Consider the following 22,146-nt stretch of genomic DNA (forward strand, 5'->3'; position numbering starts at 1 on the left):
ATTAAACTGTATGAATCTAAGAATCTAATAACTAGTGAGTTAAATGCTTAATAATTTTTTAGCATGATAATAGTTGGCAAATTTATATTATGAAGAAGATTTACATTTTTTTAGTATTTATTACTTCGGTTTCATTTGGACAAAATGTTGGTCCTGCAGGTATAGGAACAGGAGATGGTTCTTCTGGACCTCGCAACGTTTTATGGCTAAGGTCGGATGTTGGTGTTACCCAATCAGGAACGGTATCCGCCTGGGCTGATCAATCAGGTAATGGGCTAAATGCAGTTCAGGCCACTCCTGGTTTACAACCAGCTTATTCAGGAAGCAATGCTAGTTTAAATAACCTACCATCGATGAATTTTGGTCCAAGTGGATCAACTAATTTTCATTTGGCCATTCCGGATAATGACCTGCTAGATGATTCACCAGGTATGTCTTTTTTCATTGTTTTAAATCCTTCTTCAAGTGGTGTTTATGGTATACTGAATAAAAGAACAAGTGCTGGCTCTAACCAAGCATATAGAATTTATAGAAATGGAGGCAATTTAACATCTGATATAAGTAATGGAGCAGCTGCTAATATTACTTTAGGTAACTCTCCAAATATTTTTTCTAGTATTTACGATCAAACAATTTCTGGAAATAAGTATAATCTTTTTGTAAACTCAACTACTAATGCTAGTTCAAATGTTACAACCACTTTACCTAATGAAACTTCGCCAATGTACATTGGTAATTTCAACTTAGGAGATAATAGAAGTTTTGATGGTGATATTGCAGAAGTAATTGTCTATCAAGATGCATTAAATGCAGCTGAAAGAGTTATTGTAGAAAATTATTTAAGCCAAAAATATGCTATTTCAATTGGGGCGAATGACTTTTTTAGTTCTGGAGATGCTGCCTATGTTAATGATTTGGTGGGCATTGGAACAGTAGATGGTTCTACAAAATCTGCTACTTCTGGTTTTTCAGATGCATTACAAATCGATGAACTTAATGGTAGCTTAAATACTGCTAACGAGTTTGTTTTTGTCGCGCACGATAACACCGCTCATGCAGATAATAGCACTTCTAACTTAGGCGAAGTAGAAATTACGGATCGTTGGGCTAGAAGTTGGTATTTGGAAGCCTCTTCAAGCACTAGCTTAGAATTTAGATTTGATTTTGGCACAGCAGGTTTAGGTGCAGTGGGCAGCCCAACTGACTATGTGTTATTATATAGACCTGATTTAGGGTCTAATTTTACCAGAGTTTTTGTTAACGGATATGCTGTAGAAAATACAGATCAAGTCGTAGTTGATGTAAGTAATATTAGTTTGCCATCTGGTTACTACACCTTAGGCACAGGAACACAGCTTGTACCAGGTGATGTTTATTCTTTTACTTCTGGTGATTGGAACGATCCATTAACTTGGACAACTGACCCATCAGGACTTTTAAGAGTTCCTGTTACAGGCTTGGTGCCTACTTCAACTGATAACGTGACTATTCTAACAGGTGATAATGTAACCATGGATACTGATGATAATGACGGTCTTTTATTAGAAGTTAATGGAAGCCTGATTGTTGGAACAACAACAGATCATGATTTCTTTGATATTTCAGGTAATGGCACCATCAGTATTTCAGGTAATGGGGGAGTAGATAATTTTCCTACTGGCGGCACTGCAATATTTGCCGACTCGATAGTTGGAGGTACTGTAGAAATATTGGGTGCTGGCCTCACTTTAGATCAGGATAGAGAATTCAACAATGTAGTTTTAAATCTTAATGCAGCAGCCAATGTGGCTGCAATGACTGCTGATTATCAAATAAATGGAGACTTAACTATAACGAGGGGTATTCTGCAAATAAATAATACTTCTACAACTTCAAGAACCATTGATGCTTACGGAGATGTTTTGATTGAATCTAATGGTGAACTAAATGTAGGTACAGGAAATGCCCGGCATGAGTTTAACTTTTATGGGGATTTCATCAATCAGGGAAGGGCTGAGTTTACAAACAGAGTGGCTGCAGATAATAATAATGAGGCAACTGATGGTATCATTGATGCTAACTTCCTAAGCGACAATGCTGATCAGACGATAGACTGTTTTGGAGTAACCAATTTTTATAGAATTGAAATAGATAAGGGTGAGGATCAAACGTATATTTTAGATATAAATGCTTCAAGTGCTGCTAATTTCAACTTATTCGGTCCGGTAGATTATTCTTTCGATGCTGCCCAGCTGAGTACCAATGATAATGCGCTTGGACTAATAAGAGGAACTGTCAGACTAAATACAAATGTTGATGTTCCTTTATTAAATAATACCGGCAACTATTGCATTTTCGAATCAGCACGATTATGGGTAAATGGAGGCTCTGCAACTAAAACAGGTGGTGCTGCTGTTGTTCCTTATGGTACGCTGCAGGTTTCAGATGGTACATTCGATGTGCCAGTTGCTAGTGGTATAACTACTCGTGACAACGGTAATATTATTGTAGAAGGTGGTGTTGTTACTGTTAATCAGATAAGAACTTCTGTTAATGGAGCTACAAACATAGGAGGTTACACGCAATCAGGAGGAACTGTTAATGTTACAGGGTCTTCTATAAATACTGACTACTACACATTTAGTTTAACCTATTCGGGTAACACATTTAACATGTCTGGAGGTATACTAAACGTATCAGGAAGTGTTGCTTTTCAGGATAATACAGCTAGCAATAGCGGCCAGATTCATGGAGGAGGTATCTTTATTAATAGTGACCCTGGCAATATTTCAGTTACTGGTGGCACGGTAATAATGGAGAATACAACCAATGTTAACTTTAAAGTTACCTCAAATGCACCTTTTTGGAATGTAATTATGAGAAGTACTGGAGGCACGGCAACAGAAGTAGACTTGGATGGGGGAACTTCCGGAGATGATCAAATAGGGGAGTTTGAAACAATCCTAAATCCAGAACTTTTGGTACTCAATGATTTAACTGTTGAAACAGGCGTTATTTTCGATCACAATGGTTTTGATGTGGAGATTGGCAGTGATTTCACTATTGACGCAGGAGCGGATTATTTATATAATTCAGGGAAACAAAATACAACTACCATAAATGGAGTGGATGATGCGACACTTACATTTTTAAATAGAACTGGTGGAGTAAGTGATGAACAGCGATTTTGGAATTTAATAATTGATAAACCTACTGGCAGAACGGTCAGTTTAGCCTCCGGTAAGTCAGATTTGACAGGCAATGAAAATAATTTACTTCGAATTGAAGGTGATGCTTTCAAAGTACTGAGTGGAACACTTGACCAAGGATTTCATAGTATAAGAATGTATGCCGATACTCTTGTAAACTACGATGTGTGTACAGTATTTAATCCTGCTGTAACAAATGATTCAGATGCAAATGGTGAAAATGATTTACTAAAATTTAGAGACGATGGAGGAGCTGCTACAATATTAGTTACTGCAGACACTTCGCGTTTTGGTGGCATAAAATTGAATAGTGCTGATGAGATTATAAGTTTAGTCAGTGATCTAAAAATAGACTATCTCGAGTACAGACATGGCCGAATGAATTTAGATGTGCACAATTTAACAATAGATGTTTTAAATGTTAGATTGACTAGTGAAGCTGATGGAAGTAGCGGTAGTGGTGAGTTTAGTGTAGAAGATATGTTTATAACAGCAGGCAATGCGTCTGATGGAGGACTGTCATTATATGTTAATGCCGATGGTACAAATCCCGGTTTTATTAATAACGCATCCGGCAATAGTAATTCTAATCCAACGATGTTCTTTTTTCCATTAGGAACTGGTACTACTGGAGATGAATCAACATCTGAATTCACACCGGCAAATATTAGATTAGCGTCAGCTACTGATGATGGCTATATTACTGTTGTCCCTGTTGTACAAAAGTTGGCGACTGCTGGTCCTTACCCTTTAGGAAATGATGTGTCCGATAGATATTGGATCATTGATTATAGAGATTTTACTACCGTACCTAAGGTTCAAAGGTTAAGGTTCAGATCTGTTGAGAGAGATGACCCTAATGGAGGAGCTGATGGTTTTCCGGCAAATTACGTTCCTGGATGGGTATTGGAAGATACTCCTTATACTAGAACTGCTGAAGTAGATGGTGGTTCAACTTCATTTTCATTTATAGATAATGTAAGTGCTACGAACATTAGGATATTTTTCTGGGGAACTACTACAGGTCCGACTAATCCTACAGGTGGTTTTGATTTAGTTCACGCAGCATATACTGCTGGTGATCCTAGTAAATTTGTAGGTGCACCTGAAATCTTCTATTCAAGAAATACTTCTCAAGCGAACTGGACGAATACAAGTGCATGGTCTTTGACTAGAGATGGAGGAGCTGCAGGAGATTATCCTCAAGATGGAGATATAGCTATTTTAACAAGAGATAATGGAGGTGCCGGGGATCCTACAACTTATGGTGCAGGTGTTTTTTCAATTAATAATGGTACTGGCCCCATTAATATAGCAAAATTAGTATTTGATGATTATGATGCAGTTAACAATAACTGGATTAGTGGTTGCCCACGTGTAATTTTTGATACAAACGGTAGCTATGCAGCTTACAATTCTAATTTTGGTACTGTTGAAGTAACAGATAGGCATATTGGTGGACCAACTCCAAATTCTTCTCACGGAGCTGTAATTCAGTATAATATCAACTCAAGTTACTCTGGTATATTTCCAGGGGGAGACTTTGGAGATTTTAATGAATACGAGAACGCACTTGTTATTTATGCCTGGGATGGAGGTACAGGAGCTACCACGCTATCCTCAAATGCCACTGAATATCCAATGTTGTGGTTTGCAGGAGGGAATTCATCGAATAGAATCATGCAGTTTCCAGATGTTGATGTTACTGTGAATGGAAGAGCTAATTTAAATGGTAACATGTTAATCAGAGTTAATGATGATGCATCTAGAACATTGACTTTCAAGAACAATGTTGAGATTGGTTCCGGTTGCTGCGGATCTGGTTTTTTTGAGTTTGAAGGAAACTCAACTGGTGATCAGACTGTGGTAATTGAAGGTAACTTGAGCTTCAATGGTACCAATGGTGGTCAATTGAGATTAGTAAATAATTCTTTATCAAATGATCACAGGCTGATTGTTCAAGGGGATATAACTGTACCTTCAACAGGAACAATGAATTTAGGTAATGGAACAAATTCAGTTATTGATCTTGAAGTAGCAGGTGAAGGAGATCATACATTTACAAATAGTGGGTCAGTAACACTGCATAGGTTAATTGTAAACAAAGGAACAGATAAGAATAACAGTTTTACATTTGATGATTCATTTACAATCAATGGATCTACAAATGGTACGACAAAGGCCATAGAGATTCAAAATGGAACACTTGTATTAAATGACGCTGCCATTAACGTTGATTTGACAACAGGAGGTGATGATTTTAATATTCCTTCAACAGGAGGCTTGCAAATAACACAGGGTACAGCAAGTGTGAGCGGAGATGACTCTGGGATTTACCTTGATGGATGTTTGATAGTTGATGGTGGAACTCTCAATATGGATGATGCAGTAGGTAATGGTAACAACTATATTGAATATACTGCTTCGGGAAATTCATTACTGGAAATATCATCAGGGGTTTTGGATGTGGGTTCACAAATTAGACCAATTACTACTGCAAATACAGGAGTATTAAAATACCGTCAAACTGGGGGTGATGTAAGAATAGGTACTCAGGCAGGCCCTACAAATAATAGGGGAATGCTGCAGATATATAATACAGGTAGTGAGTTTACATATACAGGTGGAACATTGGCAATCGAAAGACATCAGGATACACCAGCGATTGCGGCACTTTATTTAGACCCTGATGATAGCGATGTAACTGGCACAATTGATATTTTTAATGGTAATACGCCTGCAGGGCAAACCGACTTTGGTATTAATTCAACTATTTCCTTAGCTGATGTTAATATCAATGGGACGAATAATCCTACTGCCAGATTACGGGTTAATCAGTTAACTGTTGGAGGTACATTCACTATAAATAGCGGAGCTACATTTAATGCTGCGGGTATAGGCTTAAACCTTGAAGATGATTTTGTGAACGATGGTACATTTACAGCCTCATCAAATACTACTTCATTTACCAGTGCTACAACGCAATCCCTAAGTGGAAGTAGTAATACCACGTTTTTCAATTTTACTAAGTCTAATGCAGGTTCATTAGATGTAGATGCCTCTATCACCGTGGATGGTTACTTTGTTCACAATGCCGGTACAATTAATAGCAGTACAAATACCATTGACCTAAATGGTAATGCATTATTAGAAGGAGACCATACAAGTGCCGGAGGAGAGGGTATTAAATTCTCCGGATCAGCTTTACAACAGTTATTCAGGTCTACAGCTGGTACTAGTGAAGTTGGAATAATAACAGTAGAAAATGCTAATGGAGTGGAAATACCTGCTGGTAACGGTTATAATTTTAATATTAACGGAGGGTTAAGACTTGATGGTGGTATTTTTGATATTGGAGGAAGTAATATCCTATTTGGATCATCAGCCGATATCACACCGGTACAGCCTTTCTCCGTTTCAAATATGATCAGAACTAATAGTTCATTTGCAGATAAGGGTGTTGGAAAAGTGTTTTCCGCGGGTTCAACAACGGACTTTATATACCCAATGGGTCAGACATATTATACACCTACAGTTGTTGATTTTGGCAATTCCGGTTCCACAGAAGGAACACTTTTTGTAAGTCCAGCAAATGAATATCACCCCACTATTGATGACGGAAATGATTTAACAGCCAGTGGAGATATAAACAATGTGCTACAATATTACTGGACATTAAATGCCACAGGTTTTGGTGCGGGAGACTTCATCGCTGATGTTGATTTTGTCTATGATAATGCTTTGGTACTAGCTGACGATGGTGCTGAGTCTGATTATATAGCAGCAAGAATCTTAGCCTTTAATAACCCAACCAATGAAATTAATAAGTTTACAACTGCAGAAGTGGATGAGACTTTAAACACAATTTCTTTTACTTTCAGTGGTGATAACGCTAATGGTATTTCTGGTGACTACTTTGCTGGTATTGATCAAGCTATACCTGACAATGTAGCTACTTATACTGTTGATACAAATGGTGGATATGATGGTGATGTCTATGATGTAGCAGTTCCAGGTGGTGGTGTTCCTTCAGGTTCGGTAGTCATCATACCTAGTGGTTTTACTCTTACAGTTAATCAGGACAATACTAGTTTTTATAGAACTGAAATTCAAGATGGAGGAACATTGGAAATTGCAGATGGTACTTCAAATCACCGTTTAGGAATTTTAGATGGTACTGGAGATTTAAGAATTATTAGTAATGGAATTAGTGCTGATTTACCGGCCTTTTCAGGTAATTTCTTGAGTTGTTCGGGAGGAGGTCTAGAATATGCCGGAACAGGCAGCTATAGCATTTTGGGTGGGGTTACTGAAATTAGAAATTTAACTTTAAGTGAATCTGGAAATAGAAACTTTCCGAATAATAATGTTACTATTTGTGGGGATTTAGTGATAAATGGGCCTGTTTTGAATAGCACTGGCAATAGAATTATTACCGTTGATGGAACCTTAACCATTAATTCTGGAGGCTTCATGACAGGTGCTGCCAGGGTTAATTTGAATGAATTAATTATTAATGGAGGAGTTTATAATGGTGGATATTCAGGCACAGATATAATTTATGGTAACCTTACGGTACAGGGAGGCACTTTTCAATCAGCGTCTTCGGGAAGAATCGAATATAGAGGCGATTTAACATTCTTAAGTGGAGCTTTTGAGGCTAGTACAGGGACAGCATTTAACTTTTTGAATGGGAATTCACTTCAATTAATTGATGGAAATTTTACTGGATCTAGTGCTTTTAATAAGCTGCGGATTGAAAATTCTATGGGTATTGAATTACAAGGTGGTAATTTGGAAGCTACAGGTAATAGATTTGATTTAGTTGATGGAGTAATAAACACCAATGGTAACAAAGTAATAATTTCTGCCTCTACTGTAATTCCTAACATAGGACGTGCGAATTCATATATTAATGGTAAGGTAGATAGAGAACTCTCGAATAATGATTCATTCACTTTCCCTATAGGAAGTGCCAACCAATGGAGGCCAGCTTCTGTAAATAATGTTTCGGTAGGTGGGCTAACTTGGGAGGCCGAATATTTTAATAATGATCCTACCTCTGATGCACTAGTTGATAATCTAACTCCAACTAATTCAAGTATACAAAGAATTTCTAATGGTGAGTACTGGAAGATATCTGATGATGCTGGTGCAGTTCCTGTTGGATCGGTAACTGCCCGGGTAGGTTTAAGTTGGGGTACGGCAAGTGATGTATCAGCAGTATTTGCAGAAAGAGAAGAACTAGAAGTGATGATATGGAATGATGCGTTATCCTCTTGGGATAATCTAGATGGTTCAAATTTTTCATCAGGTCATACACAATCTCAGGGTAGCTTTGTGGCTACGAGTAGCAATAGTTTCAGTGAGCAAATATTTACATTGGGTTCTACTACTGCAAATAATCCTTTGCCTATCGTTCTGAAATCTTTTACCGGTGTTCAGGATGAAAATGCTCATGCCCTTGAATGGATTACAACTTCTGAATTGAATAATGACTATTTTGAACTGCAACGTTCTGCTGATGGTGTGGTTTATGAACCTTTGGCAGTAATCGATGGTAATGGAACGAGTCTGGAGGAAACAAATTATAATTACATTGATTCAAACCCGTTAATTGGTAAAAATTATTATCAATTGGTACAAGTTGATTTTGATGGTATAGCGGTCGTAGTAGACAAAAAAGTAGTACTGGAATTTGTTCCAGAAGATACTGATTTGCAGTTTTCGATCTTTCCAAACCCTACTAATGAATTTGATATTAATTTAAGGGTAAAAGCAGACTCTAGAGATGAGGTTGTTATAACGATGTATGACCTTTATGGTAAAATGGTGCTTCAGAAGGTTATTGAGACTTATGAGTTATTTGAAGACATTAGCTTGAAGCCTGAACAGTCTCTACATCAGGGTATTTATCTAATTACTGTTGAACAATTTGGAATTAAGAAGAGTAAAAGAGTGATCATTACTAAGTAAAATACCTCTATAAATTAATCATATTGAATATGCAGCAGGCAGTAATGCCTGCTGTTTCCGTTCTTAGCCTGCTTTGACCCAAGCTTATTTTTTGAAAACCTTTTGTTAATGCTAATTCAACTTCATCTAATGTAAAATCGCCTTCGGGACCTATTAACATTAAGTATTCAGATGATTTTTGTGCTTTATGAATCAGGTGATCGGGGTTGTCCATGTCAACAAAGCCAATGAACTTAGCTGAATCATCTTTTACATTAATGAAATCCTTGAAAGATTGAATTTCATTAAGTTTAGGAAGTGATGCTTTAATAGATTGCTTCATGGCACTGATGGCTTTCTTTTCTAAGCGCTCCATTTTTAGGTGCCTACGTTCAGAGTTTTGACAATTGATGAAAGAAATTTCATCGATGCCTATTTCAACCGATTTTTCTATAAACCATTCAATTCTATCTATATTCTTAGTCGGGGCTATGGCAATGTGTATGTAAAAGTCTTTGATGCTTTCAGCCTTAAATTCTAATACTTTCAGCAGACATTTTTTAGGGTTAGCATCTACTATTTGAGTAGTGATAAAACTGCCTTTGCCATCAATAATGGTGATATTGTCTCCTGGCTTTTTGCGGAGCACTTTGATACAATGTCTGGATTCCTCTTCATTTAAAATGAATTGTTCTCCAGACACATTTGGTTCATAGAACAGCTGCACTAGGCATATTTTTGATGTAACTCATCAACAAAGGAAATATATTCCTGCTGTGCGTCTGACTGATTCTTGCCTTTTAACTCAGCCCATGCATCGTGCTTGGCTATTGCCTTAAAATCAAAGCCACCTGGTCTGTCTTCTCCATTGTCACCTTCAGTAGCTTGCTTGTATAGTGCATAGAGCTTCAAAAGCTCGTCATTAGCGGGCCTCTGAGTTAGCGTTTTTGACTTGGTTACTGCTGCTTTAAATTCTTCCATAATTTTTAAATAAAAAAGGCCAGACATTTTACAACACCTGGCCTTGTAGTTTATAATTTATTTATCTTTTTTCCATTCCTACATAAGGACGTAGGTTTTCTCCTACATAGATCTGACGAGGTCTGCCAATTGGCTCATTGTTTTCTCTCATCTCTTTCCATTGTGCTATCCATCCTGGTAAACGACCAAGAGCAAACATTACTGTAAACATGTCTACAGGAATACCTAGAGCTCTGTAGATTATGCCAGAGTAGAAGTCAACATTAGGATAGAGTTTGCGATCAACGAAGTATTGGTCTTCCAATGCTTCTTTCTCAAGTCCTTTGGCAATGTCAAGAATAGGATCGTTTACACCTAATTTATCCAATACATCATCTGCCGCTTTTTTGATGATCTTAGCTCTAGGGTCAAAGTTTTTGTAAACACGGTGACCAAAGCCCATCAACCTGAATGGATCATCCTTGTCCTTGGCCTTAGCCATCCATTTTTTAGTATCACCACCATCTTTCTTAATACCCTCGAGCATGTTAATTACCGCTGAGTTAGCACCACCATGAAGTGGCCCCCAAAGAGCGTTTATACCAGCTGAAATAGAAGCATATAAGCTAGCTTGAGAAGAACCTACCACTCTTACCGTTGAAGTAGAGCAGTTTTGCTCATGATCAGCGTGAAGAATTAATAATTTATCCAGTGCGCTAGATATTACAGGGTCAACCTCATACTTTTCAGCAGGAAGAGCAAACATCATTTTTAAGAAGTTGCTGCAGTAATCTAAACTATTGTCAGGGTAATTCACCGGATGGCCTACTTCATTTTTATAAGCCCAGGCAGCAAACGTTGGCATCTTAGCCAAAATTCTAATAATGCTCATGTTTACCTTGTCACTAGATCTGTTAGGGTCAAGCGACTCTGGATAGAATGCTGTTAGGGCTGTTACCAAAGAAGACAGCACACCCATAGGGTGAGCATTAGAAGGAAAACCTTCTAATATTTTTTTGATATCCTCATGAACGAGTGTATGTACTTTTATCTGGCTTTGAAAATCTGCAAGTTGCTCTGCAGTTGGTAATTCACCATAAATAAGAAGGTATGAAACTTCAAGGAAAGTAGACTTTTCAGCAAGCTCCTCAATTGAGTAACCTCTATATCTTAAAATCCCTTTCTCACCGTCAAGAAATGTAATGGCACTTTTTGTTGAACCAGTATTTTTAAAACCTGGATCAAGAGTGATTAAACCACTTTCAGCCCTAAGTTTGGCAATATCAATACCTTGTTCATTTTCAGTACCTTCAACAATCGGAAGGCTGTAAGACTTATCTTCAAATTTTATTTCAGCCGTTTTAGACATTTGTATTTGTGTTTATAATGATTATTCAAATTACTTAAAATTAGGTCAAATAAAAAGTCAATTAAAAGACTAATTATTACCTAATATTAATGGCATTCCATCTTTACCGCTACCAACTACTACAACTTTGCTGTTTGGAGATTTAGCTAGCTCTAAGGTAGCCTCAATTCCTCTCATTTTTAATAATTCTGGTGTCAAACTACTATTTATTATTTTATTGGCTACAGCCTCACCATCAGCGGCAATTCGCTTTCTTTCAGCCTCACTTTTTTCCTTGTCTAGTCTAAACTGGTAGGCAAGGGCTTCCTGTTCCTGCTTCAACTTATTTTCGATTGCCATTCTGATCTGCTCTGGAAGATTGATTGACCTGATCAATAACGCCTTCATTTGACAATTGTTTTCCTGCAAACTCTTTTCCGTCTCCGTTTTGATCATTGTTTCTACTTCGCCTCTCTTGGTAGAGTATATTTCCTCAGCGGTGAATCGTCCCATTACTTGTCTTACAGCAGATCTAACCTCTGGTATAACAAGGGTGTTAATATAACCAGTGCCAAAATTCTCGTGTAAAAATCCGATTTCGTCATAAAGCGGGTGAAACCTTAATGTAACATCGACATTAATGCTCAATCCATTTTTGTCTAGTACATCCATTTTTTCCTCAACAGAATTTTCCTTCACATCATAAACATAAAGGTCATTCCATGGTGCTTTCATTCCAAAGCCTTGTTGGATCACATTATCTTTATCTAGACCACCTTGAAACTTTTTAAATATAACAGCGCGTTCACCAGCATCAATGGTGTAGAAAATGCTCGAAGAGAGCCCCATTAACAATAAAAATGAAACAACAACTACTATTACTAGTGGTAAATATTTACGATTATCCATTACGCATTGCGTTTAAGTGAATGCCAAAATTGAGCAACAAATACTGAAAATCAAAGTCTTCCTATTCGCAAACCCTTTTGACCTTTTCAAAGTCTTCATAATAGCCAAGGTTACCGGCCTGATTCCAGTCTTCGCAGGCACCTTCCTTATTGCCCATGAGGTGCTTACAGTTTCCTCTTTTTGAATAATAAGAGCCATCATTATCATTCATTACTATGGCCGTATTATAATCTTCTAATGCTTTTTCATATTTCTCAAGCTGCTCATAGGACTGTGCTCTGTAAAAATAACTGTCAGCATTTTGATAGTTTTTAATGACAGCCACATTATACATATGCACTGCCGAGTCATAATACCCCATGTCGTGAAATACATTGCCCTTGTAGAAGTAATAACCATAGAAATCATTATTAACTTTTATCAAATCGGTAACTGCTTTTAATGCGGCTTTATATTGTTTGGCTTCATAAAATGAAATAAAACGATAGTAGTTGTATTTTTCTTCAAAAGGCTTCAGTTTGATGGCCATGTCATAGTCTTTTATTGATCCATCAAAATCTCCAAGTTCGTATTTCATTTTGCCTCTTAAGATGTAGGAGTAGGCAGAAGTGTCAGTTGGGTTAAGTGAAATATAATTTGAAAATGAATCTAAGGCATCATTGAGGTTACCTTTGTTGCGAAAAGCGAATCCTTTATACATCCAGAGAATAGATAGCTCTGGGTTGAGGCTCTGGGCTTTATTGAAATCGTTTAATGCTTTGTCGAAATTATCTAATTTGAAGTAGGCAATACCTCTATGATAGTAGGCATCGGTTAGGTTAGGATCTAAATCGATACTTTGAGTAAGTAGGGATATTGCTTTTTGTTTGTCAACAGTCAGATAACGATATCCACGATTAAATAAATCTTTTGCAGTCTCTTGTCCGTATAAGGAGATATTGATGAAGAATAGGAGGATGAAGGAAAATAAAATTGGCAGTTGCCAAACTTTAATGAACTGTTTCATGTTGTCACGTAGTGAATCATGTAAATAATGAATAAAAGCAAATATTTCTTACCCATATCAAATATTTTTTGTATCATGCGAAATTTCCCAAAAACCTACAATTTGTGATTGATTTGGGGAGAACTTGATGAGAATATGGGATTAAAAACTTTCCAAAAATATTTATAATCAATAGAAAAGAAGGGCAAATTAAAATTTTATTTGCTCTGACGTGTTAAGTAATAAGAGTAAAAGCAAATTAATATCAGGTAAATAGCAAGAATGAGACAATTAAAGATTACGCAATCTATCACTAACCGTGATAGTAGAACGTTAGAGAAGTACTTTAATGAAATTTCAAAAGATGAGCTTTTGACTCCTGAAGAGGAGGTTGATTTGGCTCAAAGGATCAGAGAAGGGGATGACGCAGCACTAGAGAAGCTAGTGAAAGCGAATTTGAGGTTCGTGGTTTCTGTAGCAAAGCAGTATCACTACTCGAACAAAATTCCATTGAACGATTTAATTAATGAGGGCAATTTAGGCCTTGTTAAAGCAGCGAAGAGATTTGATGAAAAAAGAGGATTTAAATTTATATCCTATGCCGTATGGTGGATCAGACAGTCAATTATCCAAGCTTTAGCAGAACATTCTAGAATTGTAAGAATTCCGTCTAACAAGATTGGTGCTTTATCTAAAATTGATCAAGCTTCTTCATTGTTAGAGCAGAAGTTTGAAAGAGAGCCAACTGACGAAGAGTTAGCTGAGCTTCTTGAAATGACTATTGACGAAGTAAGAACTACTGTCAGATCTCAAACAAAACAAGTTTCTATTGATAAGCCATTCTCAGAAGACGAAGGAAGCTCTTTGTTAGATGTAATGGAAGATGAAGATAGTAACGAAGTTGATAACATTGTATACAAAGACTCTTTAAAAAGAGAAGTAGGAAGATTGCTTTCTACACTAACAGAAAGAGAAAGAGTTGTTATCAACCAATACTTTGGGTTGAGTGAAGAGCCAAGTCTTTCTTTAGAAGATATTGGTGAGAACTTAGGTTTAACTCGTGAGAGAGTAAGACAGATTAAAGAAAAGGCGCTTAGAAAATTATCTAAGAACCCTAAAAACGAATTGTTAATTCCTTACTTAGCGAGCTAAGTTTAAACTTGGAAATTAAAATAATAAGGGGCATCAATTGATGCCCCTTATTTGTTCCAGCTTATTTCTTTCTGTTTGAAGTTCTCTTCTGAGCTTCATCTGCTTTTCAAGGGCTGTCTTCTGATAATCAGCAAATTTCTCTTCCAGATTATTAAAGGCATTGATCTTTTCTTTTGCGGTAGACCTTCTTTCATTATACTTAAAAACCAAAAATGCTATTAACACAAGGAGTGTTACAATAATGGCAAAATTTACAACCTGATAAGCAGTTTTGCTGATAGGCAGTCCAAAAATAGTAATGTGCTCTACCCCAAATTCCAGATCAAGCATATTTGCCTTACTTTCAGCTATGATATCATTTAGTTTTTTGATTTCAGCATCATGGGTGACTATTTTCTTTTGAAGTTCAGTGATGGTAGTGCTATTGGTTTTGAGCGTGTCAGTTACACCCTTCCAGAATTTATTGAGTTCATAAGTTTTAATTACTTTATACTCCTTAAATGTTTCTGAATTATCCCTCAAATCTGTAAACTGATCCTGAAGGTTTTGGGCGAAAGTGATTTGACTAAAAGTAAGGAGGGTAAGAGCAACTAAAAATCTCATGTTGGTTAAATATTAAAGCTTAAAAGTTTAAAACTAGGGATTGATGCTGGTTTAAAGAGTAGGGTAAGTGGCTTGATGAAAGAATTTTCGATTAAGCACCATATTCAACGGTGAAATTCACTGCCTAGGTGTCACAACTTCGTTTGGGTTTATTAAAAGCATTGTTTTAGCTCAGATATTAATATATATGCTGGTTGTTTAAACCACATCTTTCTATCTTGGTCAACATTTTTAAAGATATGAGCAAAGCAACAGTTTCAAGTCATATGTCACATCCCTGGCACGGGATTTCAAGTGGCGCAGATTCCCCTAAAATAGTTAATGCATTCATTGAAATGACTCCGGCCGACACAGTGAAGTATGAAATAGATAAAGCCACTGGTTTTTTGAAGGTTGACAGACCGCAGAAATTTTCTAACATAGTCCCTGCTCTTTATGGGTTTATTCCCAGAACGTATTGTGCTGAAGAGGTGGCTGATTACTGCATGAAAAAAACAGGAAGACAGAACATATCTGGTGATAAAGATCCTATTGATATTTGTGTTTTAACAGAGCGAAATATTACTCATGGCAATATGTTAATACCAGCTATCCCTATTGGAGGATTTAGAATGATAGATGGCGGAGAAGCTGATGATAAGATTATAGCTATTTTGAAAGGAGATGAGGTGTATAGCGGCTTTCATTCTATGGAAGACTGTCCTGATTCACTTATAAACAGGCTTAAGCACTATTTCTTAACCTATAAGCAGATGCCAGGCGAGGCGCCAACTAAAGTGACGGAAATTACCCACGTCTATGGTAGCGATGAGGCACATGGAATTATTAAAAGAAGTATGAATGATTACAACAATCATTTTATAATAGAAGACTAATTTGATATTAAGCATTATATTATTTAACATTTACACAAACCAAAAAAACAAATCATGAAGTATTTAAGTAGATTATTTGTGATATCGGGTGTTGCGTTTTTAATTTCTTGCGGAGGTGAGAAAAAAGAAGAAGCAACCGAAGAGACTACAACGACACCTGAAGAAGAAGTAGTTGAAGTTGCTAAGAGCGAGGCGGTAGCAATGATCTCAAGTGCTAGCGGTAGCACACTTAGCGGTGAAGCAACTTTTGTAGATAACGGAGATGGCTCTGTAACTTTTAATTTAAATGTGACTGGAGCAGCTCCTGGAGAGCACGCACTACATCTTCACCAAAATGGTGATTGCAGTGCTGATGATGCAACCTCAGCTGGAGGACACTGGAATCCTGCTGAAACAGATCATGGTAAAAGAATGGAGAGCCCCGCATTTCATGCTGGCGATATTGATAATATGACCGTGGCTGAGGACAGTACAGGTTCACTTTCAATGGTTGTGAAAGGCTGGTCAGTAGGTGGAGCTGATAGCACCAATGTTGTAGGCAGAGCGGTTATTATACATGCTCTTGCAGATGACTTTACATCACAGCCTTCAGGGGCTGCTGGACCCAGAGTTGGCTGTGGAGTAGTAACCGAGAAAATGTAAGATACTTTAAATCGAATAAATTTTGACCCTGACATTAATTGTCAGGGTTTTTTTATACCCCGCGTTTATCACCATAAATATGAATATGGAGCCTGTCGGTATAGTTATAACCATGTTCTTTGCAAATATCAACCAACCACTGCTGCTTTTGATTTAGTGCCTGACCCGTAGTGCCCTGCGGCATGAGGTATACATTAAGAGGGGCGATGTTATATCTTGATATTAGCTCAGTCACCTCATCAAGATCCCCAGGGTCATCAATAACAAACTTGAAAGAAGCTTTTTCGGAACCGCTAAAAAAACTAAAAGCCCCTTCTTTTTCTCTTAATTGGGTACTGTTTCCCGAATTGCTGAGCTTAGGTGATACGTTATACTGATCAACCGCCATATCAAATTCTGAAGTGGGCACAAGTGTGCCATTAGTTTCTACTTCAATAAAATAGCCATTATCATGGAGCAGCTGTGCCAGAAGCGCTAATTCTTTTTGCTGCATGAGAGGTTCACCTCCAGTAAGTATGACTCTTTTGCAGGGATGTTGCTTGATTTCATTGTATACTTCATCTGCATCAAGCTCGACTATCCATTCGTCCTTTTTGAATTTTGAATAACCAGCTTTGCTATCATTTACATGTTTGAATGGAGTGTTTTGCCAGTTCCAGGTGTAGTCTGTGTCACACCAAATACAGTGCAAGTTACAAAGAGATGTCCTTACAAATATGGCAGGCTTGCCCATGCTCTTGCCTTCTCCTTGAATGGAGTAGAAAATCTCAGGACGGCCGTTTAGTTTTGCGAGTTTCACAGGCGCAAAGTTATAAAAATGGTGTTATCAGAATAGTGTATTCTGGTTTTGAGAACGATCAATTTAACATATGACCAAAGTCAGTAAAGTAGTAGTATAAAAAAATGACTTTTGCCTTCAATGATCGAGACTTTAAACAAGGTAGAGGTAGCAACAGAATGCTTTCATTGTCATGAGCCTTGCAGGGCTGATGCCATTGAGTTTGATGATAAAAAGTTCTGTTGCAGTGGCTGCAAGGCAGTCTATGAATTGTTTTCTGAAGGTGAGCTGGCAGAATTTTATGCCAATAGATCTTTTGATCAGCACGAAGAAAAATATGATTTTCTAAATGACCCTATTTTATCGGCACCATTCGTTACGTTTAGGTCAGATGATTATATCAGACTAAAACTAAAGTTGCCAGCCATACATTGCAGTTCATGTGTTTATGTGCTTGAAAACCTGCATAAAGCAGATAGAGGTATTAAGAGTGTAACTACAAATTTTGTCAAGAAAGAAGCTGATATATTAATACAGCCCAATCAAATTAGCCTAAGCAAGTTATGCCAGTTGTTGGATTCTATTGGCTATAAACCGGACCTGAGCCTTGATGCTAGTAAAGGGACTGAAAATAAGAAGATTAGCGAACTGAGCTTACAAATTGGAGTAGCTGCATTTTGTTTCGGAAACATCATGTTGTTAAGTTTTCCAGAGTATCTGGGTATCGATAGTGCCGATAGCGACTTCATTAAGTTTTTTGGGTTGCTAAGCATAGCGTTGTCAATTCCTACTATGATCTATGCTGCTAAGTCGTACTTTATAAATGCGTTTTCAGGATTAAGAAAAGGATTCTTTAATATTGATATACCTATAGTGTTGGGGATATTGACCTTGTTTTTTCGTAGTACTTACGAGATAGTATTTTCTATTGGCCCCGGTTATCTTGATTCACTATCCGGGCTTATATTCTTTCTTTTGATTGGTAGGTGGTTCCAGAGCAAAACTTATCAATCTATGTCTTTTGAAAGGGATTATAAGTCCTATTTCCCGCTGTCGGTATTGAAGATTGTGGGTGACAAGGAAAATCCTATTTCTGTAAATGATATAAGCGTTAAAGATCAGCTTGTAATTAGAAACGAAGAAATAGTACCAGCAGATGCCATACTCTTGTCTGATGCCACCTCTATTGATTACAGTTTCGTAACAGGTGAAGGTGCTCCTGTTGAGGTTAAAAGTGGTGATTTGATATATGCAGGAGGTAGACTTAAAGGAAACAGGATAACTGTAAAGGTTAGAAAAGAATGTTCTCAAAGCTATTTGACAAGCCTATGGAATAATCAGGCGTTTAAAGAAGAGAAGCTTACTTATGCTGAAGAATTAACAAATAAGATAAGCAAACATTTTACGGTTGTCATTTTATCGATAGCACTTCTTGGAGGTATTTATTGGCTATTTACGAACCCAGATATGATGTGGCAGGTTGTTGCTGCAACTTTAATCATAGCCTGTCCTTGTGCTTTGGCATTATCTGCACCCTTTACAAATGGCAATGCCTTAAGGGTTTTTGGTAAGCATAGCTTTTATTTAAAAAAAGCAGCCTTGGCTGAAAGGCTGGCAGATATTGACACCATTGTGTTCGATAAGACAGGGACAATAACCAGTCTCAAAAATATGATGGCCTCTTATAATGGAGCTGATCTAGCTGAGACCTCTCTACAGGTTATTAAATCTATGACTTCTAATTCTACACACCCACTGAGCAGGGCTATATCTGAATATTTAAATTATCATGATACAGTTGTCTTAGATGAATTTGAGGAATTGGCAGGGAAGGGGATGTTGGCAATTTATAACGGGGTGAGTTATTATTTAGGCTCTCCTGGCTGGTTAGGTATCAAGGAAGATTATACATTAAATACATCTGCCGTGTATTTTAAGAAAGGAGATGATGTAATTGGGCATTTTGAGATCAAGCATGCATATCGTAAAGGTGTCAATAAATTGTTGCAAGAGTTAGGGAAAGGTAAATCACTGCAACTTATATCCGGTGATAATGATAAAGAGATGAAGTATCTGGAGAGTCTATTCCCCAAAGGATCAAAATTTTATTTTAATCAAAAGCCTGCCGACAAACTTAACCTTATTGCGGAACTGCAAAGGCAAGGCAAAAAAGTAATGATGATTGGAGATGGGCTAAATGATGCGGGTGCTCTTAAACAAAGTGATTTTGGTATCGCTATTACAGATGATATTTCTAATTTTTCTCCAGCCTGTGATGCAATTCTTACTGGAAATGAGTTGAATAATATTGATCGGTTTTTAGAATATGCTAAAAAGAGCAAGCAGGTGATATTTGGAAGTTTTACATTATCCTTTGCTTATAACCTTATTGGAATCTCTTTAGCTCTGTCAGGGATGCTAACTCCTATATTTGCAGCCATACTCATGCCTGTAAGTAGTATTTCTGTGGTTTTATTTACTACCTTAAGAGGTAATTATCTGGCTAGAAAGTTAATGTTATAGTTATGTCAGTTATTTATATTCTTATCATTCTCAGTGTAATAGTAGCGGGTACTTTTCTTGGTCTCTTTATATGGGCCAATAAATCTGGTCAGTACGATGATACCACTACACCTTCTATGAGGATGCTTTTTGATGACAAGAAGCCAGAATCAAAAGATTGATTTATTCCTGAGCCCTAGCTGGAAAGTCCTTTAATGCTTTTTTCACACCTCTTTCGGCATCTTGTGAATTCATTGTAGGATATTTAGGGAGATATTTTTGCGTAACAGACCTCCAAATGATTTGTCCTTTTTCCCTATCTGCAATATCTAATATCAATGTTCCTTTCAGGAAGTGATAATATGGGTCTTTGTCCTGGTAGTGCTCCCATAATGGTAGTGATTCTTCATGGACAACGGCAGCAATGGCAGAATCCTCTTCCAGCACTAATTTGAAATTTACCAAAAGGTCAGAAGCATCATCTCCCTGCACATATCCTTTGTTTTGCATTTCAACTGCTATAAGGTTGACCATTTCATTAAGCGCTTCTTCAGCATAAATATAGTCAGGTCCCTCGAAGGTGGGAGTGCAGCCATTCATCCAGCACCAGGTCGTGTATTTGCTGAAATCAGCATTAGGATCTTTACTGCTGTGCATCTTTAGTTCTGCGCAGCCCAACAGTAAAATAAATGGGATGATTAGTAAGCGTTTCATTTTTTATTTAAAGCTACTTCTTTTAAGTAATTGACCAGTTTGAGAACTATCAAGTTGAGAGATGATTTACATCAGTTTTTCAATAACCTGATCTTCAGATATTTGAACAATATAATTCTAGATGATAATAGTTTAAAGACTGATGTATATGAATATTCCGGAGGAATTAATAAAGAAATACAATGTGCCGGTGCCACGATATACCAGCTACCCTACAGTACCTTTTTGGTTAGAGGAAAAATTTAGCGCTAGCAGTTGGCTTACCCATGTGAAGAGGGCATTCGATGAAACAAATGATACTGAAGGGATAACCTTATATATTCACCTCCCATTTTGTGAAAGTTTGTGTACCTATTGCGCCTGCAATACCAGGATTACGATTAACCATGCTGTTGAAGAAAATTACATCAACGTTGTGCTCAAGGAATGGGAAATGTATTGTGATACTTTTGAGAAAAAACCTATTCTTAGAGATCTTCATTTAGGAGGGGGAACACCAACATTCTTTAGTCCTGAAAACCTTTCGAAATTATTAGATGGTATTTATGCTAAATCGATTTTGCACCCACAGTTTCTTTGCTCATTTGAAGGGCATCCCAATAACACAAGCTTCGAACATCTTGATGCTCTTTACAATGCAGGGGCGAGAAGAGTAAGCTATGGCGTGCAGGATTTAAATTTAAAAGTACAGGAGACTATTAATAGGGTTCAACCTTTTGAAAATGTAAAACTTGCCACTGACAACGCCAGAAAGGTAGGATTTGAATCTATTAACTTCGATTTGATCTACGGACTTCCTTTTCAAACGGAAGAAAGTGTTCTTGAGACTATAGATGCAGTCATATCATTGAAGCCTGAGCGTATTGCGTTTTACAGCTATGCTCATGTGCCATGGAAAAGGCCTGGACAAAGGGCCTACACTGAAGCCGATCTTCCTAACAATGATTTTAAGCGAAAACTTTATGAAGTAGGTAAGGAGCGGTTGTTAGAAATGGGATATACTGATGTTGGTATGGATCATTTCGCTCTACCTTCAGACTTACTCTATAAAGCCTATCAAAATAAAAGCATGCATCGCAATTTCATGGGTTACACTCATGTAAGAACCGACTTACTTATAGGTCTGGGTGCTTCGGCAGTTAGTGATGCCAAGTATGCTTATGCTCAAAATGCTAAGAAAGTAGAAGAATATTGTGGGCTAATTGATGAAGGTAGTTTGGCAGTTAAAAAAGGCCATGTGCTGACTCAAGAAGATTTGAAAGTAAGAAAACAGATACTTGATATATGCTGCAACGGGGAGTTAATGTGGAATGACTATGTTGATGCACTAGACCTGAACATGTTAATACAGCTGAATGCCATGCATGCAGAAGGCCTTATAAAATTATATCAGGGCGGGTTTAGAGTTACTGAGTTAGGCACGGCTTTTCTTAGAAATATATGTTTGGTATTTGACAGAAGGCTGAGTGAGCATAAAGCTTCTGACGATAAGCCGATGTTTAGCCAGGCCATTTAAAATTGATTTAAAAATAAGG

At 37.3% G+C, this 22,146-nt stretch carries 15 protein-coding genes; 7 read left to right on the plus strand and 8 right to left on the minus strand.

Annotated elements, in window-relative coordinates:
• Positions 1 to 89: 89 nt before the first annotated feature.
• Positions 90 to 9,164 carry a LamG-like jellyroll fold domain-containing protein gene (locus E1140_RS13060; protein ID WP_155184412.1) on the plus strand — a complete coding sequence of 3,025 codons (9,075 nt, stop codon included), beginning with the start codon at positions 90 to 92 and terminating at the stop codon, positions 9,162 to 9,164.
• Positions 9,165 to 9,171: 7 nt separating this feature from the next.
• Here the strand turns inward: E1140_RS13060 and E1140_RS13065 are convergent, their stop codons facing one another.
• From E1140_RS13065 to E1140_RS13085, 5 genes are all read right to left on the minus strand, one after another.
• Positions 9,172 to 9,870, minus strand: coding sequence for a 16S rRNA (uracil(1498)-N(3))-methyltransferase (locus tag E1140_RS13065; protein ID WP_185153572.1), 699 nt, complete (start codon positions 9,868 to 9,870; stop codon positions 9,172 to 9,174).
• Positions 9,870 to 10,124 carry an acyl-CoA-binding protein gene (locus E1140_RS13070; protein ID WP_155184415.1) on the minus strand — a complete coding sequence of 85 codons (255 nt, stop codon included), beginning with the start codon at positions 10,122 to 10,124 and terminating at the stop codon, positions 9,870 to 9,872. The genes E1140_RS13065 and E1140_RS13070 overlap by 1 nt, the downstream gene beginning before the upstream one ends.
• Before the next feature lie 61 nt (positions 10,125 to 10,185).
• Positions 10,186 to 11,472, minus strand: a complete 1,287-nt coding sequence (locus E1140_RS13075) for a citrate synthase (protein WP_155184418.1) — start codon at positions 11,470 to 11,472, stop codon at positions 10,186 to 10,188.
• 69 nt (positions 11,473 to 11,541) lie between these two features.
• Positions 11,542 to 12,360: a prohibitin family protein gene (locus E1140_RS13080; protein ID WP_155184421.1), complete on the minus strand. Its 819-nt coding sequence runs from the start codon at positions 12,358 to 12,360 to the stop codon at positions 11,542 to 11,544.
• 61 nt (positions 12,361 to 12,421) lie between these two features.
• Positions 12,422 to 13,366 carry a tetratricopeptide repeat protein gene (locus E1140_RS13085; protein ID WP_155184425.1) on the minus strand — a complete coding sequence of 315 codons (945 nt, stop codon included), beginning with the start codon at positions 13,364 to 13,366 and terminating at the stop codon, positions 12,422 to 12,424.
• Positions 13,367 to 13,627: 261 nt separating this feature from the next.
• Here E1140_RS13085 and E1140_RS13090 point away from each other — a divergent pair, with 261 nt between their 5' ends.
• Positions 13,628 to 14,497, plus strand: a complete 870-nt coding sequence (locus E1140_RS13090; protein ID WP_155184428.1) for a sigma-70 family RNA polymerase sigma factor — start codon at positions 13,628 to 13,630, stop codon at positions 14,495 to 14,497.
• A 33-nt stretch (positions 14,498 to 14,530) separates the two neighbouring features.
• On the opposite strand, the gene E1140_RS13095 is transcribed toward E1140_RS13090, so the two are convergent.
• Positions 14,531 to 15,100 (minus strand): hypothetical protein, encoded by a 570-nt coding sequence (locus E1140_RS13095; RefSeq protein ID WP_155184430.1) that lies wholly within the window; start codon positions 15,098 to 15,100, stop codon positions 14,531 to 14,533.
• A gap of 239 nt (positions 15,101 to 15,339) precedes the next feature.
• Here E1140_RS13095 and E1140_RS13100 point away from each other — a divergent pair, with 239 nt between their 5' ends.
• Positions 15,340 to 15,975: an inorganic pyrophosphatase gene (locus tag E1140_RS13100; RefSeq protein WP_155184432.1), complete on the plus strand. Its 636-nt coding sequence runs from the start codon at positions 15,340 to 15,342 to the stop codon at positions 15,973 to 15,975.
• 54 nt (positions 15,976 to 16,029) lie between these two features.
• Complete coding sequence (locus E1140_RS13105; RefSeq protein ID WP_155184434.1) at positions 16,030 to 16,617, plus strand: superoxide dismutase family protein; 588 nt, start codon at positions 16,030 to 16,032, stop codon at positions 16,615 to 16,617.
• A 52-nt stretch (positions 16,618 to 16,669) separates the two neighbouring features.
• Here the strand turns inward: E1140_RS13105 and E1140_RS13110 are convergent, their stop codons facing one another.
• Positions 16,670 to 17,416, minus strand: coding sequence for a radical SAM protein (locus E1140_RS13110; protein WP_185153574.1), 747 nt, complete (start codon positions 17,414 to 17,416; stop codon positions 16,670 to 16,672).
• Between the two features lie 120 nt (positions 17,417 to 17,536).
• Here E1140_RS13110 and E1140_RS13115 point away from each other — a divergent pair, with 120 nt between their 5' ends.
• Positions 17,537 to 19,918 (plus strand): heavy metal translocating P-type ATPase, encoded by a 2,382-nt coding sequence (locus E1140_RS13115; protein WP_155184436.1) that lies wholly within the window; start codon positions 17,537 to 17,539, stop codon positions 19,916 to 19,918.
• A gap of 2 nt (positions 19,919 to 19,920) precedes the next feature.
• Entirely contained in the window at positions 19,921 to 20,079 is a 159-nt protein-coding gene (gene ccoS / locus E1140_RS13120) for a cbb3-type cytochrome oxidase assembly protein CcoS (protein WP_155184438.1), read from the plus strand.
• A gap of 1 nt (position 20,080) precedes the next feature.
• Here the strand turns inward: ccoS and E1140_RS13125 are convergent, their stop codons facing one another.
• Positions 20,081 to 20,611, minus strand: coding sequence for a DUF4136 domain-containing protein (locus E1140_RS13125; protein WP_155184440.1), 531 nt, complete (start codon positions 20,609 to 20,611; stop codon positions 20,081 to 20,083).
• A 148-nt stretch (positions 20,612 to 20,759) separates the two neighbouring features.
• Between E1140_RS13125 and hemN the strand changes: the two genes are divergently transcribed.
• The gene (gene hemN, locus E1140_RS13130; protein WP_155184442.1) at positions 20,760 to 22,127 is read left to right on the plus strand and encodes an oxygen-independent coproporphyrinogen III oxidase; all 1,368 of its coding nucleotides are present in this window, start codon (positions 20,760 to 20,762) and stop codon (positions 22,125 to 22,127) included.
• Positions 22,128 to 22,146: the final 19 nt, after the last annotated feature.

The sequence above is a fragment of the Fulvivirga lutimaris genome (assembly GCF_009711525.1).
In the GTDB taxonomy this organism is placed as follows: domain Bacteria; phylum Bacteroidota; class Bacteroidia; order Cytophagales; family Cyclobacteriaceae; genus Fulvivirga; species Fulvivirga lutimaris.

What these genes read in the sequence shown, in the direction of transcription:
- hemN (WP_155184442.1), top strand. Translation starts at nt 20,760, where the DNA reads ATGAATATTCCGGAGGAATTAATAAAGAAATACAATGTGCCGGTGCCA.
- E1140_RS13095 (WP_155184430.1), bottom strand. Translation starts at nt 15,100, where the DNA reads ATGAGATTTTTAGTTGCTCTTACCCTCCTTACTTTTAGTCAAATCACT.
- E1140_RS13115 (WP_155184436.1), top strand. Translation starts at nt 17,537, where the DNA reads ATGATCGAGACTTTAAACAAGGTAGAGGTAGCAACAGAATGCTTTCAT.
- E1140_RS13100 (WP_155184432.1), top strand. Translation starts at nt 15,340, where the DNA reads ATGAGCAAAGCAACAGTTTCAAGTCATATGTCACATCCCTGGCACGGG.
- E1140_RS13070 (WP_155184415.1), bottom strand. Translation starts at nt 10,124, where the DNA reads ATGGAAGAATTTAAAGCAGCAGTAACCAAGTCAAAAACGCTAACTCAG.
- E1140_RS13085 (WP_155184425.1), bottom strand. Translation starts at nt 13,366, where the DNA reads ATGAAACAGTTCATTAAAGTTTGGCAACTGCCAATTTTATTTTCCTTC.
- E1140_RS13105 (WP_155184434.1), top strand. Translation starts at nt 16,030, where the DNA reads ATGAAGTATTTAAGTAGATTATTTGTGATATCGGGTGTTGCGTTTTTA.
- E1140_RS13080 (WP_155184421.1), bottom strand. Translation starts at nt 12,360, where the DNA reads ATGGATAATCGTAAATATTTACCACTAGTAATAGTAGTTGTTGTTTCA.
- E1140_RS13060 (WP_155184412.1), top strand. Translation starts at nt 90, where the DNA reads ATGAAGAAGATTTACATTTTTTTAGTATTTATTACTTCGGTTTCATTT.
- E1140_RS13075 (WP_155184418.1), bottom strand. Translation starts at nt 11,472, where the DNA reads ATGTCTAAAACGGCTGAAATAAAATTTGAAGATAAGTCTTACAGCCTT.
- ccoS (WP_155184438.1), top strand. Translation starts at nt 19,921, where the DNA reads ATGTCAGTTATTTATATTCTTATCATTCTCAGTGTAATAGTAGCGGGT.
- E1140_RS13090 (WP_155184428.1), top strand. Translation starts at nt 13,628, where the DNA reads ATGAGACAATTAAAGATTACGCAATCTATCACTAACCGTGATAGTAGA.
- E1140_RS13125 (WP_155184440.1), bottom strand. Translation starts at nt 20,611, where the DNA reads ATGAAACGCTTACTAATCATCCCATTTATTTTACTGTTGGGCTGCGCA.